General features: G+C 67.6%; 16 protein-coding genes and 1 pseudogene. 5 read left to right on the top strand and 12 right to left on the bottom strand.

What is annotated here, in order from left to right; all coding sequences use genetic code 11:
- From fxsT to CRP56_RS47310, 3 genes are all read right to left on the bottom strand, one after another.
- Positions 1–1,666: FxSxx-COOH system tetratricopeptide repeat protein (fxsT, locus tag CRP56_RS42975; protein ID WP_143665000.1), on the bottom strand; the 1,666-nt coding region annotated here is incomplete at its 3' end.
- Between the two features lie 239 nt (positions 1,667–1,905).
- Positions 1,906–2,136, bottom strand: a complete 231-nt coding sequence (locus CRP56_RS42980; RefSeq protein WP_097275112.1) for a hypothetical protein — start codon at positions 2,134–2,136, stop codon at positions 1,906–1,908.
- 109 nt (positions 2,137–2,245) lie between these two features.
- On the bottom strand, positions 2,246–2,554 hold the full coding sequence (locus tag CRP56_RS47310; protein ID WP_143665001.1) for a hypothetical protein: 309 nt from the start codon (positions 2,552–2,554) through the stop codon (positions 2,246–2,248).
- A gap of 32 nt (positions 2,555–2,586) precedes the next feature.
- On the opposite strand from CRP56_RS47310, the gene CRP56_RS42990 reads away from it, so the two are divergent.
- Positions 2,587–2,916, top strand: coding sequence for a hypothetical protein (locus CRP56_RS42990; RefSeq protein ID WP_143665002.1), 330 nt, complete (start codon positions 2,587–2,589; stop codon positions 2,914–2,916).
- A gap of 23 nt (positions 2,917–2,939) precedes the next feature.
- On the opposite strand, the gene CRP56_RS47875 is transcribed toward CRP56_RS42990, so the two are convergent.
- Both CRP56_RS47875 and CRP56_RS42995 read right to left on the bottom strand, forming a co-directional pair.
- The gene (locus CRP56_RS47875) at positions 2,940–3,077 is read right to left on the bottom strand and encodes a hypothetical protein (protein WP_179851369.1); all 138 of its coding nucleotides are present in this window, start codon (positions 3,075–3,077) and stop codon (positions 2,940–2,942) included.
- Positions 3,068–3,505, bottom strand: a complete 438-nt coding sequence (locus CRP56_RS42995) for a hypothetical protein (RefSeq protein ID WP_097275117.1) — start codon at positions 3,503–3,505, stop codon at positions 3,068–3,070. The genes CRP56_RS47875 and CRP56_RS42995 overlap by 10 nt, the downstream gene beginning before the upstream one ends.
- A gap of 462 nt (positions 3,506–3,967) precedes the next feature.
- Here CRP56_RS42995 and CRP56_RS43000 point away from each other — a divergent pair, with 462 nt between their 5' ends.
- Positions 3,968–4,276, top strand: coding sequence for a hypothetical protein (locus tag CRP56_RS43000; protein WP_257042148.1), 309 nt, complete (start codon positions 3,968–3,970; stop codon positions 4,274–4,276).
- Between the two features lie 226 nt (positions 4,277–4,502).
- Here the strand turns inward: CRP56_RS43000 and CRP56_RS47315 are convergent, their stop codons facing one another.
- Positions 4,503–5,372: a hypothetical protein gene (locus CRP56_RS47315; protein WP_143665003.1), complete on the bottom strand. Its 870-nt coding sequence runs from the start codon at positions 5,370–5,372 to the stop codon at positions 4,503–4,505.
- 1,139 nt (positions 5,373–6,511) lie between these two features.
- Positions 6,512–7,030, bottom strand: a complete 519-nt coding sequence (locus CRP56_RS43005) for an RICIN domain-containing protein (protein ID WP_179851370.1) — start codon at positions 7,028–7,030, stop codon at positions 6,512–6,514.
- A gap of 233 nt (positions 7,031–7,263) precedes the next feature.
- Between CRP56_RS43005 and CRP56_RS43010 the strand changes: the two genes are divergently transcribed.
- Complete coding sequence (locus tag CRP56_RS43010) at positions 7,264–7,800, top strand: hypothetical protein (RefSeq protein ID WP_097275122.1); 537 nt, start codon at positions 7,264–7,266, stop codon at positions 7,798–7,800.
- Between the two features lie 154 nt (positions 7,801–7,954).
- Here the strand turns inward: CRP56_RS43010 and CRP56_RS43015 are convergent, their stop codons facing one another.
- From CRP56_RS43015 to CRP56_RS43020, 3 genes are all read right to left on the bottom strand, one after another.
- The gene (locus tag CRP56_RS43015; protein ID WP_097275123.1) at positions 7,955–8,191 is read right to left on the bottom strand and encodes a hypothetical protein; all 237 of its coding nucleotides are present in this window, start codon (positions 8,189–8,191) and stop codon (positions 7,955–7,957) included.
- Between the two features lie 151 nt (positions 8,192–8,342).
- Complete coding sequence (locus CRP56_RS47320) at positions 8,343–8,960, bottom strand: hypothetical protein (RefSeq protein WP_143665004.1); 618 nt, start codon at positions 8,958–8,960, stop codon at positions 8,343–8,345.
- A gap of 671 nt (positions 8,961–9,631) precedes the next feature.
- Positions 9,632–10,114 (bottom strand): hypothetical protein, encoded by a 483-nt coding sequence (locus tag CRP56_RS43020; protein ID WP_097275125.1) that lies wholly within the window; start codon positions 10,112–10,114, stop codon positions 9,632–9,634.
- Positions 10,115–10,598: 484 nt separating this feature from the next.
- Here CRP56_RS43020 and CRP56_RS43025 point away from each other — a divergent pair, with 484 nt between their 5' ends.
- Together CRP56_RS43025 and CRP56_RS43030 are read left to right on the top strand one after the other, a co-directional pair.
- Positions 10,599–10,859 (top strand): hypothetical protein, encoded by a 261-nt coding sequence (locus CRP56_RS43025; protein ID WP_143665005.1) that lies wholly within the window; start codon positions 10,599–10,601, stop codon positions 10,857–10,859.
- Positions 10,860–10,959: 100 nt separating this feature from the next.
- Positions 10,960–11,628 carry a DUF11 domain-containing protein gene (locus tag CRP56_RS43030; RefSeq protein ID WP_097275129.1) on the top strand — a complete coding sequence of 223 codons (669 nt, stop codon included), beginning with the start codon at positions 10,960–10,962 and terminating at the stop codon, positions 11,626–11,628.
- Between the two features lie 522 nt (positions 11,629–12,150).
- Here the strand turns inward: CRP56_RS43030 and CRP56_RS48805 are convergent.
- A pseudogene (locus tag CRP56_RS48805) lies at positions 12,151–12,466 on the bottom strand (ISAzo13 family transposase); the annotation flags it as partial.
- A 38-nt stretch (positions 12,467–12,504) separates the two neighbouring features.
- Positions 12,505–13,675, bottom strand: a protein-coding gene (locus tag CRP56_RS43040) for an IS3 family transposase (protein ID WP_373559782.1) whose coding sequence is annotated in 2 segments (ribosomal slippage) — positions 12,505–13,411 and positions 13,410–13,675 — 1,173 coding nt in all. Because the reading frame shifts where the segments join, the coding sequence is not laid out codon by codon here.
- Positions 13,676–14,043: the final 368 nt, after the last annotated feature.

Raw genomic sequence — 14,043 nt, forward strand, 5'->3', positions numbered from 1 at the left:
ACGTTTCCGCCAGGACGAGCCGTCCTTGGTGAGTGGTGAACCGGGCAGGGTCGACGGCCAGGACGTGCGGGAGCAGGACCTGCCAGGCTGGCCACCTCAGCGGATCGCTGGCGGGCCCGGGGGAGGCCGCGGTCAGGAGGGTTTCGGCATCCGCCCACGCCTGATCGCGTTCGGGACCGGTCATCTGCCCTGTGAGCAGGTCCTGGGTGAGGCGGTGCAGGTGCACGGTGCCGTCCTGGATCCGGGTCAGACCGTGGCGGGCGATGGCCTCCACCGCGTCCACCGCTGCCAACCGCGAACCCACCGCCTCCCCAATAAGCACGGACGCCTGCTCGGGAAGCCGGCCGGCGCATGAAGTCAGGGGGAAGGGTTCGGGAGCCAGCAGAGCCAGCGCATTCACCACCGCGGCCGCCCCGGCATGCTGCGCTTGGAGGCGGGAATGGGTCAGGCGGACCTGCGCGGCCAAACCGGCCGGGTAGCCGGGCGGAGGGTTGCGCTTCATCACCTCCACCAAATTCGCCGCCAGCTCCTCCTTCAGATCCGTCGCCGACAGGCCCCGGGTCAACAATGCGGCCGCTTGCGTGAGGGCGAGCGGGAGGTCGCCCAAGGTGGCGGCGATGTCGTCGGCGTCGCCGTCGGTCAGGGCCGCGCCCTGCGCGCGCAGCAGGGACACCGACTCGGTCCGGGAGAGAGTGTCGACGTCGACGGGAACGGCGTAGCTGGTCCACAGGGGGTTGCGGGAGGTGATCAGCACATGGCCGGGCCCGCCGGGCAGGAACGGGGCGAGGGCGTCGGGGGTTTCGGCGTTGTCGAAGACCAGCAGCCAGCGTGACATTGCTCCCAGCTCAGCCAGCAGCAGCTCGACTGCGGCGGCCGGTGATGTTCCCGCAGGCGCGATAGCGGCGCGGATGGCAAGCTGGGCGAGTTGGTCGGGGATCAGGGCGGGGTCTTCCGAAGCGATCCACCAGGCGAAATCGTACTCGCCGGCGAAACGGTAGGCGTACTCGAGGGCGAGCTGGGTCTTGCCGACCCCACCCCGGCCGTGCAGGGCTTGAACTGCCACTCGCTGCCCGGACGCGAGCGCTTCACGCAGGTGTACCAGCATGCTGTCGCGGCCGGTGAACGTCGCGTTGCGTGCCGGCAGGTTCCGCACCCGCGGCAGACTCCCCGGCAGACGGGGGCCGGTACCGCCGATCCTCGACAGCATCCCCGGCGGCCGCCCCGGCGCCACACTCGGCCGGGACGGACCGTTGATGGCCCGCAACAGTGTTTCGCGGGCGGTGTGGTCGTCCATGCCGAACAGGTCCGGAGCGATCAACGGCCGCAGCACAGGCGGCGGGGTGACCTCGGCGATACGGACCGGAGTGATCTTCTCCCGCATCGCCACCATCGCCTCCCACTCCATCGTGGTGAAACGCTCGGGCTCGAAATACGCCGGGGAGTACAGGGCCAGCATCCGGCCCCGCCCCAACGCGGCGTTCATCTTCGCGATGAAACTGTCACCCGCACCCCAGTCCCAGCAGTCCAACTCCACCTCGAAGCCAGCGTCCAGGAGCTGCCAGGCGATCCACTCCGCCCACGCCCGATCCGCACCCGCATGACTGATGAACCACACATCCTCTGACGTGCTGGCAGGTGCCTTGTCAGGCATGTCGATCGCGTTCATCGTGTCCCCCGAAACCACGCCACGGTGCTGCGTTTCAGCGTAGGACTCTGGCACCGATCCGGGCCCGGCTTCACCGTCATCTGTCCAGGGCCGATGGGCTTCCCACGACACCGGATCCGGAGCCAGCCTGTGGCTGGCTCGTGGCGGCGGATCCGGTGCCGCTGCGGGGAGGACTGGTGAGTGCTGGCGCGGGGTTCACGACGAGGGTCGCCTGAGCGCGCCTTCCTCGCTTGGTGGGGTCAGACGACGTGGAAGCGGAGCCGCAGCCACCAGAAGACGAGGCCGACGATGCCAGCGCCCGTGCTGTAGGCGGCGCCGCGTAGCAGGTGGCGCTGGAGATCGCGGCGCTGGCGCCGACCGCGGCCGGGGGCGCGCCAGGCGATGGAGATCAGGCGCCGTTTGCTCTGGCGGCTCTTGCGGTCCTTCTTGGTTCGGGGTTTTCGGGTGCGTCGGGGCGTACGCTTCGCCATGAGAGGGCTCTTTTCGTGAGGGTGCTTCTCTGACGAAGGGCTCGTGTGCGGTCGGTGGCCTCCAAACCGGTGACCGCGGCGAGCTCTTCGCCGTGTGTGGTGCGGTGGCTCAGTGGGAGCGTTTGAGGCGTTCAGCGAGTTGGCGTTCGGGCCGGCAGACCAGGAACTGGTCGTCTTGGCGCAGGGCGAGGCGGACGACTTCGCCGAGCAGATCGGGGTGGGCGGAGGGGGGCCGGTGTTCGTACATCCACTCCATGAAGCGGCCGGTGCCGAGCAGGAAGACTTCGTCGATGTCGGCGTGCCGCCAGCGCAGGGAGTGGATCCAGTGCAGGGCTTCGGCGCCGGCGCCTTGTCCGAGGTGGTGCAGGTAAAGCAGTAGACGGCGCCGACGTGGTCGGCGCCGGCGGCCAGTTCCCACCAGAACTGGGCGCTGAGGGGGTGTCCGGCCAGGTGGAGCATGCAGCCGAACAGGTGGGCGCCGTCGAGATCGAGGTCCTCGGACGGCGACTGGGCCGGGGCGTCGTTGCCGTCGTCGCCGAGGCGGGCGGGGAGTTCCCGAATGTGGGCGGGTGCGTGCTGGTCGCGCAGGAACAGGCTGGTCATGACGGACAGCTGGTGGCGGGCCCGGGTGACCGTGGCGGCGCCTTTGAGCGGGGTCGGTTCGGTCTGGCGGGCCAGCCGGCGAAGTCCTGCGGCTTCGTCGAACGGGCGGCGGCGGGCCTGGAGTTCCTGGCCCGCGGCCGCGAGGATCTCATCGAGGGTTCTGGCGGGACGGGATGATTCGGCCTTGGATCGGCGCATGCTCATTCCTTGGTGTCCCTCTCGTGGTGGTCGTCGGGGACGGTGTCCGGGGTCTTCTTCAGCAGCGAGGGCACGGCCTGCTCGATGCGCGCTTTGCCGTTGCGGACGTGGCGGCGGACCACGTCCTGGCTCAGGCCCATGTACCAGGCGATGTTCTCGGGCTTGTAGCCCAGGACGCAGCGCAGGACGACCGCGTCGAACTGCTCCGGGGCAGCGCGGTGAGAGCGTCGAACACGCCCTGGTCGCCCTCCAGTTCGCGCAGTCCCTGGCGGTAGTCGTCCAGGCCCGCGGCGATGGCGTTGCGTTCCGCGCGCTCGCGGTACTGCTGCACCACCCCGCGCACGATGGCCCACAGCTGCTGCTTGATGTTGCTTTCCACCAGCAGTTCGTCCCAGCTGTCGCGTACCAGGGCCATCGCGGTGTGCACCGCTTGTTCGGTGGCGTCGTCGTCTCCGAGCACGGCGTAGGCGTAGTCGTGGAACGCCTTCTGGTCGGAGATGTACTCGGCCTGGTAGCTCAGCGTGAGACTGCTGTCGATACCGCTGCGGGCAGGGTGGTTGTCGTTCATGGCTCCTCATCACTCGGGGACTGGAAGCGGCCCGAGGGGCGGGACAACTCCCTCCGGGCCACCGGGATATGACGACCACTCAAGCCCATCGAACGGCCGAACGTTCACGCACGGCCACACGAATTTCACGCAGCGCACCCGCCTCAGGACTTTGAGCTATCAACTACCGGGAAGTAACAGTGCGTGACCTGGGCATCTATCAAATGTCACGACAATCACCTCAAACCCGCAGCGCTCATCTGTGGCCCAGGTCACACAGAAGCGCGGGGCGCACGCCCCGCCGCGCACCACCCCCACCACCCCCGCACCCCCAACAGCCCGCCCGCCTGCGTCCCAGCACCTCCAACCACACGTGCAGGGGCGCAAGCGTGCACCCTTCGGCGCGCGCCGGATTCGCAAAGCGAGTGCGCAGCGGCGCGGCGAGCTGGCCGCGCTCAGTCTGGGGTGGGCCGGGGGGCAGGCATGATCTGGAGTGCTGAGGACGTCGCGCGGGCCACGATGCGCCGGCAGGCGCCGGGGCTGGATGCCGAGGAGGTCGCGGGCAAGGTCGCTGAAGCCGTACGGCGGGAGAGGGAGACCCAGCAGCTGCACGCGCCCGTGAGGGTGGGCGGGGAACTGGTGCCGGACAATCCCGTAGGGCTCGCTGAACGTTGGGCGGCCCGACATGCCGCCTGGCGCCAGGAGCAGCGCGACGCCCGTGATGAACTGCGGGCGCAGGTGTGGCTGTCGGCGGAGGTCAGCCGTCGCCTGCGGGCCACGCTACTGGCCTGAGCCCGAAACAACTGCTCGCCCAACTCGCCGACCAGGTCCAACTGAACGACGACGGCACGCTCACTGCCAGCCCTTTCACTCCGCGGTGAGGCCCTGACGTGCGGCCGCCAGATAGGCATCGGAGCCGGACCCGGCGGTCGGGTACGGCCAGGGGAAGCCCCGTCGGACGTAGCCCTCAGTCGATGCAGCAGCGAATTGCGCCCAGCGGGGCAGGGAGACACCCCTGCTACTTCTTGCGAATCGCGCCTGTCGCGATCCAATGAACCAAGAGAGCTGCAGCGTGTACGGCGGTCTCCGCGGCTTCCTGCGTCACCGGTTGACTCGTGGGGCCTCCGGCATGGCGGTCGCGTTGTCCATGCCAGAGGAGGTTGAGAAGTTCAACGACTGCGTTGATGCCTGCGGGCGCCCCCGTCCGGTCCTGCACCACCATCTCGTACTTGTTTCTGCCCTGGTCAAGGGTTGATCGAACAGCCCCCAGGGTGGGTTCAGGCGATTTAGGAAGAAACAGTGGGTTGGCTACCGCTTCGACCGCTTTCACGGACTGAGAGTAGGCAACACTGGGGTTGGGGCTGATCCCGTAGGCAGCGGAAAAAGCCTCTCGGAGATGCGTGCCTGCGCCCTGCGTCTGCTTGTCCGCAGCCTGCACAGCGGCTTCCAGGGACTCGCGTAGGGTCTCATTGACTCTGCGGCACAACCCGTCGCGTTCCGGGTTGACCATGTAAGCCGATCCTCCTTCGGTGAGGATGTAGTCCAGCTTCGTGCGAAGGTCTCTGGCGGTGGCTCCGTAGTTCCCCGACGAGTAGGGGTTGGTATCCGCGAGGCCGGCCAACAACGCATCAACGATCTCCAAGAAGATCATTGGGTTGTTCTTGTCCTGGTAGTTGGCGAGCGCTTCATCTGGCGCACGGCTGTTGAGGACCGTGGACGGCAGCCGCAGACGCAAGCAGACAACGCCAACAAGTACATAGTTACGCAGAGCCTCGAGGGCCCAGTGCCTGACGGGAACAGCCAGGTGATCAGGAAGCCCTTCGTAGAGAACTTCTGGATCATGTTTTCCGTTGAGCCGGTCTGCCAGCCGCCGCCATGTTCTTGTCACATGGGCGAGTCTATTTCTCCAACACCCCGCGCATCCTGCCCTTTTCCCACCCTTCTCTCGAGCGCAACTTCCCAACGAATGGTTCCGCACATGGGGCCGGTCGTGCTGGGTCGTCGTCCAGGGTGAGGTTCTGAGCAAGTGAGGCCCGGACCATCACGGTCCGGGCCTCGCCCGTGCCGGGAAGCAGAAGGTGCTGCTACCCAGGAGCGGGCCGCCGGGCTTGTGTGGCTAGGCCTGGCCACCGTCACCATGCCCTCCGCCCGAATCGCTGCTCCTCAGTCAGCTAACCCACGTCCTAGCCCCGGATCAAAGAGGGCGGCCGCGGGGGTTGTGTAGCTAGGCCAGCGCTCCGTCACCGTGCTCCCACCAAGTTCCGCCTCCTCGCATCTGCTGTGTGCCGCCCCGCCCGGGGCGCAAGGGGGCGGGAAGCCAAGCCGCCATGTCTGACCGCAGTCCACTCAGAAGGGAGCCGGGGGATGCCCCGACGGAATCCGTGCCACTCTGGCTCCAGCGCCTCGATCGGGTACCGCACCCGGGCCGAGGGCTGGGCCGACCGCGCGGCTTATCCACGCGGACGACACCACGCAGGTGTCCGCCCCCGCCCCTTGCCCAGCCTTGCCCAGCGGAGACCAGCGTGAACATCCCGTCGTCCGTATCCGTCCCCGGCATCGGCGCCATAACCACAGTGGCCGGTGCTCCGGCTGGGTTGTCGTCGTCTGCGTCCTCGCCGGTGCCGTCGTAGCGCTCACTCCACACGTCCTGACAGACAGGACCAAACGCGTTGAGACGGAGAACGTTGACGCCCGCAGACAGCAGATCGTGGATGCCGCGGCTGCACTGCCCCCAGAGCAGCGCGCAGTCGTGCTGGGCGACGTGACCCGCGGGCTCACCCAGCAAGACAGTCAACCGCCACCCACTGAACCCACGACTCCAAGCCGCTCACCATGACCACCCTGCACCCCGCCCAGCAGCATCACCTCACCACCATCGGCATCCACCGCGGCTGCGGCTCGGGGACCGGGGCAGGCCGGGTCTGGTTGCTGGAGGCCGGGTTCGCCGGGTGGATGATGGTTCGGCGGCCCGACCCGGGACGGTCAGAAGTACTGGTGAGCGCCGGACGTGAGAGGCGGGCGTGGGGGTCAGTTGACGAGTGTGAATACCTGGTGGCCGCCGGGTGAGCCGTCGTGCACCACGACCGGGGCGAGAAATCCGCCGTGTCCTTCTTCGACGGTCAAGAACAGGTGGTTGACCTCGATGGCGACTTCACCGCCGCCTAGGTCGTGGATTTGGAACTCCTGGATGGAGTAGCGGTCGTCGCAGTCCCCCTGCACGATCGTGTCGTCGGCGGGCGGATCACTGTCCAGGACTTCCAGGCACTTGCCGGCGAAGGTCTTGATCCTGACGGAGCCGTCTCCGTCTCCGGTGTCTTGCGTCGTGAAGAGCTGGTTGTCCGTGCCAAGGCAGCGGTACTGCTGGAGCGGGGCGCCGTTGTGCGTACTGGCGTCCGCGATTTCCAGGCATCCCCCGTTGTAAGTCTCGATCCGGAAGGAATCCTGTGCGGCTGCGGGATGTGCGGTGACGACGGTGAGTACGGCCGCGGCGATGAGGGCGGCCGTAGCGGCGAGTCGGTGACCGGCGCGCGTGCAGGCGAGGTTCATGAGGGGCCTTCCCATTCACAACAATTAGTGAGCAACCGTACACGTAGAGTCACGGCGGGTGTGTCTGGGTGTTCTCCGCGCCGCCGGGGACGCACGAACGGCCCCTTACCAGCACACAGTCCGCATCCGGCGCGCGTTCCCAATCCAAGAACCCAGCGGGGCACGAGCGCCGACGGACGCGCGGCGGCCGCCCGGCCCCCTGACCCAGCCTGGGTATTCCGTCACCCCGTCTGTTGGCGACGTGGTCGCTGTGCCCGACCACGACCGACCCCCAGCAGGCGGCCCGCTGGCTCGCCGACTACCCGGCCGTCGGCATCGAGGGCCTGGTGTTCCGGCCCCTGGCGAGCAGATACGTGCCGGGCGGGCATGGGTGGACCAAGTACAAGGCGCGGCACACCAGTGAGGCGATCGTCGGCGCGGTCACCGGCAGCCTGCACGCCCCCACCACCGCACTGCTGGGCCGCTACGACGGCGAGGGGTACTTCCGGTACACCGGCCGCACCACCACGCTGAACGCGGCCGTACGGCAGAGCCTCGCCGACCAGCTGCACGCCGCAGACGGCGGCCACCCATGGACGGCACGCACCTTCAGTGTGGGATGGGGATCGCGGGAGCACCTGTCGGTGCGCCTGGTCGTGCCCGACGTCGTGGCGGAGGTCGCCGTGGACGTCGCCAGAGACCAGGCGGGACGGTGGCGCCATCCGGTACGGGCGACCCGTATCCGCACCGACATGGAGCCAGGCGACGTGCCCCTGTTCGGGACGGCGTGACGCCAGCCGTCGGTCACTCGTTAGCCCAACTGGTCGACGAAGTGCACCGCAAGACCCCGGCCGCCATGACAGCGGCCGGGGTCTCGTGCCACCCGGACGCGGCATCGCGCGACGCAGCTGCCGCAAGGCCGGCGTCACCATGCACAGTGACCGGTCACGGCGCCGGGACAGCGCCGTGGACGCGGGCGAGGTGGCGGAGCTCGGAGCGCGCCGCCGGCATCGAGGAGACGGTCTCCCAGTAGGGGTGCCACCACAGCCGCACGGACAGGAGCAGCAGACGGCGGCGCAGGGCGGTGGTGTCGCGGGGACGGGGTGCGGCGAGTGCTTGGTAGGTGGCGTTCCAGGCGGCTTGCGTCTGTACGAGGTCGTCGGGGAAAGCGGTCACGTCCATACCGACATTAGATCGCTTGTTCGAATTGTGTGTCACTTCGGACGCACCCTGCGTAGGGCCACGTCATGCTGATGTCTCGGTTCGTGTCGCTCACCGGGTGACACGTGGATGATCGCAGCAACTCGCCCTGGAGGAAGCGCAGTTCGGCAACTCAGTTGTCTCCGCCACAGGCAACGGCTCTCTTCACCTTAGGGAGAGGGAGAACGTCCGCGGAGTTGGCCTGGTAAGCGGACCACTCACCCAGGCCCGCCATCTCGACTGGAGAGGCCGATTCATCTATTGATTGGAGCGACCACCTCGTTCGCTCCCACGTCTGGCCGTCGCGATCCGCGAATCGAAGTGCGGCGAACCACTCTGGCTTCACGGCGTCTACCTTGCCCATAGCCAATGGACGCAGGCGAACCATGGTCGCGGAGAGGCCTTTGGTCGTGAAGACAAGCTCGGCACAGGGAGGCACTGGCGGCGCCGTTCGGATCCAATACACGTAGGCGTTTTCATCTGGCGGCAACCCCTCAGCGTGGACCGTACCCCACCCCGCAACCATGAGATAGATGCTGGGTACCGGGTCTGGCGAGCGGTTCTGCACGTGAAATGTCACCGCTCTTCCTTCGTCTTCAGTCCAGAAGGAGATGTGGTTCGCCTGATCCCGGGCGGCAGTCTGCGCCGCCTCACGGGTTTGATCTAACTGGTCGGCCGAAACCAAGGCCCCGTAGTACGTGGCGATGCCAGAGAAAATGAGCCCCCCAATGGCTGCGACGACCCCGATCACCGTTGCGATCGTGACCCATGGGAGTCCACGGAGACGGGCCGCCCGGCTACGGGCTCGGACGCGAGCGGGCGCGGGCCTGCGTTGAGCCAAGCGCACCCGCTGTCGCCTTTGCTGATGTCCGGCCATATGCAGCCCCCGTCGCCCTGCCGAGAAGGACGCTGGCGAGCCGTCGGCTGGTTTCGTTGGATGCGCCCTAGTCCTGGCCACCAACTCCCAGCCACAAGCCCCCAATACCTCACACACCGTCACAAGAAGCTACTGCCGGGGCGCCCTTTCACACTGGCGGACCCTGCAATCTGACACCACCCGCCAACGGAATACCGCAGGGGATGAATACGTATCCGATACCAGCTATCCGCACCGACATGGAGCCCGGCGACGTGCCCCTGTTCGGGACGGTGTGACCCGGCCATCGGTCACTCGTTGGACCGGCTGGTCAATGAAGTGCACCGCGAGACGCCGGCCTGCGTGTCGCAACGGCCGGGGCCTCGTGCCACCCGGACGCGGCGCCGCAAGACGCCGCTGCAGCAAGGCCGGCGGCCCCTCTCCTTGAGATCGATCAAGCTCGCGGCCACGCAGAAACGCTTGTCGTTGCGCGTGCCGTTCTCAGCTGGGCCGCCGCTGCCCCGCACGGCCGGCCATCCGCCCCGGAGCAGTGGTGCCGGGTCCCGTCAGTGAGCGATGCCAGCGGCCCGCCACGCCGCGACCAGGTCGTCGCACGCCGAACGGAAGTCGTCGTCGCGCTCGCCCTCCAGGAGCAGAGTGGTGGCCACGGTGCGGACGGCGGGAATGTCCAGTGTGAGGACGGCCAGGACGCGCTCCAGGCCGGTGACCACGTCGTCCACACGCCGCGGTGGGAGGAAGCAGCGGGCAGCGTAGTCGGAGACGAGGTCCAGGACCTCAGCGGCGTCCTGGTCGCCGTCCCGTGCTCGTCGCAGGACGCCCAGGACCTGCCACAGGGCGTCCAGCTGGAAGGACGGCAGGGCCATCAGATACACGCCGTCACTCCGAGCGGGCTCCACGTCGGAGCCGATCTGGCCGAGCGTGTCTGCCGCGACCTGGTACGGCAGGTGCGGCAGGACGTACCGCTCAGGCTCGCCGTGGTCATGGGCGAGGGCCGCCGCAGCCGCCAGACAGGCAACGATGTCCCGCACGTGTCTGGCGTCATGGATCCAGGAAGGGTCTGACGGCAGCACACAGGGATGATCCGCTCGATTCGTCACCTGCACACCCTGTCCATGTACTCGTGCGGGCACCCCGGACACGGCGCAACTGGCACTACACCACCTGATGTGGTCAGTTGCCCGCCTCTTCGCGGCGAGAGGTGAGAGACCGAATCTGCCGAGGCCGCGCCCTGTAGTCAGTAGCCTGGCTCTTCGTCAGGTGACAAGTTGTCGTGTGATGTAGCTGCGGACGGTGCGGCCGAAGGAGCACGGAGATCTCGGTGCTCTTCCTGCTCCGGACAGTCTGAGGAGCAGCTTTCCGACCACACGGGCGTCCTCCGTCCTCAGGTGACGGCACCGGGTTCGACTGCCTGTACGTGCTCCAAGCCCGCCTCCTGCGGGCCACTCGGGGGAATCAGGACCGGGCCAGACCCTCACTCCATTACCGGGCGGAGCTCGGGGCGTTGAAGGATTTATGGCACACACAGCTGTCCGCGTGGCAGCAGGCACCGCTCTGGCCATCGCTCTGGTCCTTCTCTGCACACCAGCCGCGCAGGCCGCCGGACGTGCGGGGCTCGGCTCCGCCACGGCCGGTCCCCTCAGCCTGGACAACCTCCTGTCGCTCGACTTCGTCGCTCCGACGGTTCAAGACGCCCGCCGCCAGGTCGTCGGTCTCACGTCCGGGCTGGCGCCGGCCGGGGCCGGTCACGTCGGCCTGGGCCGGCTCATCAGTTGACCGTTCACCCGTGATCCCAACGGTGGCCTCACCCGCCTGGGTAGGCCTCGAACCGGGGCTGCGCTGCCTCGGACTCCTCACATGAGAGAAAGGGCTGACCATGGCCACGCACGTACTGCAACGACGCGCATCTGCCCTCGGAACCGTCCTCGGGTTGAGCGCAGTGCTGACTTTGGGCCTGGGAGCCACCCCAGCGGCCGCGGTAGCCCAGCTGCGCATCACCAAGACCCACGTGGGCACCTTCCCCAGGGGCGGAATCGGCGAATACACCATCAAGGTCTCCAACCGGGGCGATTCGTTCACTCAAGCGGGCACGACCCTGGGCGACGCTCTCCCGGAGGGGCTGACCGTCGCCGACTACCGGATCGCCACCACCGACGACACGACCGTCGATTGCAGTGGCAGCCGGGGAAGCAACGTCCTGCGCTGCTCCACCACTCGTGTCTACGCGGCGCCCACGTCCGGGTTCACCATCGTTCTGACCGTTGATGTCGCGAACGACGCGCCCTGTTCCGTCACGAACGTCGTGGCCGTGCGGGACGACACCACCGGTATTGCGGCGAGCGCCACTGACCCCACCACCATTACCGGCGGCGACTGCCCCAACGGGGGCGGAGGGGGCAGCGGGAACGGGGACGGTGGGTCCATCCTCCCCGTCAACCTCAGCGGCCTGATCCCCGTGTACAACAACATCAACACGAACAGCAACTTCAACAGTCCCGGGGCCAGTAACAGCAACAGCCAGGCCTACACGGCCACCGCTCCCTAAGACTTGTCCCGCAGATGATCTCTGACGTGGTGGGTGACCTGCTCGTTTCTTCGTCATCCGGTCAGAGTGCGGTTGGGCAGGCGGGCGATACCGAGCACGTGGCAGAACGGCCGCGCAGTCGCCCGTCCCCTGACCGCTCCACCGTGACCCCTGGCTTCCTTCGTCCTGGTCAACGTCCTCATCGGCGTGGTCATCACCTCGCTTGACGAAGCCCGGGAGCTGGAGCGGGAAAACGCGCCAGGGCCGTAGGCGGCCACGAACTCGCGTGAGCTCGAAGAGCGCATCCGCCCGGGTGTAGAGGCAGTCGTAGAACTCGACACGTAAGTGGGACAGGACGCCCAACGCGGCGTCAGCGGACTGTTCAGCGGCGAGACTCTTCACCAGCGGCCGTTCCTTCACGCGACGTTGCTCGACACCTCGAAGCGTGAAGAACGGCCGCCCTGCTGTCCCGGGAAAGAACCAAGATCAGCAGGTCAGGTGAACGGTCAAAGGTTAAACACCAAGCTAAGAGCTTGCAGATCATCAACATGGCGTCTTGCTCTTGGTATTGGGGTTGTTGGTCAGGGCGATGACCCGGGCGTGGAGGGTTGCGAGGGCAGCGGGTGGGGTGGTCGCCGGGGGATGCTGATGCCGTGGGCCTTGAGCAGGGTCCTAATCTTCAGCAGGGTGCGGTGCATGGCGGTGCGGCTACTGCCGAGGAGCACTACAGGGGTTACGCGACCAAGGCGACCCGCAGGTGAAGGACGGCCGCCAGGACCTGATCGTGGAAGGCGAGCCGGGGCGGGCGGCCGCGCTTGACGTCGCCGTCGAGTGCCAAAGTGTCGGTGAGATCTTTTACAGCGGCGGGGCTTCCACCTTGATCGTGGAGACCGGTTGTCATGCAGCAATGGCCAGCGTAGTTGATCTCTGTTCGTAGCCGACCGGCGCGAGGTAGCCGATCGTGGAGTGCCGGCGCTGGTGGTTGTAGAAGCCGAGCCAGCGGAAGACTGCGAGTCGCGCGGCCCGTTCGGTCGGCCAGGCGCGTCGGCCGGGCCGGATCTCCCGCTTCAGCGATGCGAAGAACGACTCCGCGGCGGCGTTGTCCGCGGATGTGCCGACCGCTCCCATGGACCGGCGGATCCCGGCCCGGTGACAGGCGTCGGCGAATGCCTTCGCCCCGTACTGAGCCCCGTGATCGCTGTGGAAAATGACGCCGTTCACCTGGCCGCCGCGAGTGCGGACGGCCGCGTTGAGCGCGTCGGTGACGAGCTCGGTCCGCATGTGATCGGCTATCGACCAGCCCAGCAGGCGACGGGAGTACACGTCGATGACGGTGGCCAAATACAGGAACGTCCCGCCGACGATGGGCAGATAGGTGATGTCACCGACCCAGGCCCGGTTGGGCGCGGATGCGGTGAAGTTGCGCCGCAGCAGATCGGGCACCGCCTGGGCGGCGGGGTTCGGAACGATGATGCGGTGCCGCCGCTTCAACCTCCTTCCCCGGACAGCGTGTTGACGCATGAGCCGCTCGACGCGCTTGCGGTTCACCATCAAGCCGTCCGCGCGAAGCCCGGCGGTGATCCGCTTGGCCCCGTACGTCCTCCCGGACTCTGCGTGGACCTGGCGTATCCGCCGGGTGAGTGCGGCGTCCGCGGCCTTCTTCGCGGCGCGGGCCGGCGCGGTCTTCAGCCACCGGTAGAACCCGGACTTCGACAGGTTCAAGACGGTGCACAGCCGCTTCACGCCGAAGGCGCCGCGGTGGTCGGCAACGAACTCGAAGCGGCTCACCAGTTCGTCTCGCCCGCACAATCTTGGCCGCCCGGCGCAGGATGTCACGTTCCATCTCCAGCTCGCGCACCTGCTTGCGCAAGGCCGCGATCTCCGCGTCCTTCGCCGACGCCGCAACCGTTTCGGGCCTGTCGGCCTTCTCCGCCGTCTTGATCCACTGCCGCAGCGTCTCGTGATGCACGCCGAGCTCGGCGGCAATGCGTGAGACAGGCCGGCCCGACGAACGGGCCAACGCCACCGCGTCAGCCCGGAACTCCGTCGAGTACTTGTAGGTCCCCACCTGGGACTCCTCTCTCCGGACTCAAGATCCATTGTCGAGGTGTCCACGACCAAGGTGGAGGGCCCCCATCCACATCCCCCGACACCCCGCCGCTGTGCTGAATAGGCCAGCGTAGAGGCGGGCCGATGCGCGCGGCTGTCGTTCCACCGTGTGCGGTGGAACGACAGCGCGACGCCTCGAGCGCGGAGGCCCGCCGACGCGCAAGCAGAAGGACGGCGCCCCGATCCCCCGAGGCGCACCCACACCCGTCCCCGCCCCTCCCTTCTCCTTCTTCTTGTCTGGGGGCGTCGGGATGTGCAGAGGGGGATGTCGGGCTGCCGACCATGCCTGTTCAGGGGTGGTGAGCTGCGGATACTCCGTCAGGTCTG

The sequence above is a fragment of the Streptomyces sp. TLI_55 genome (assembly GCF_900206255.1).
Lineage (GTDB): Bacteria > Actinomycetota > Actinomycetes > Streptomycetales > Streptomycetaceae > Streptomyces > Streptomyces aquilus.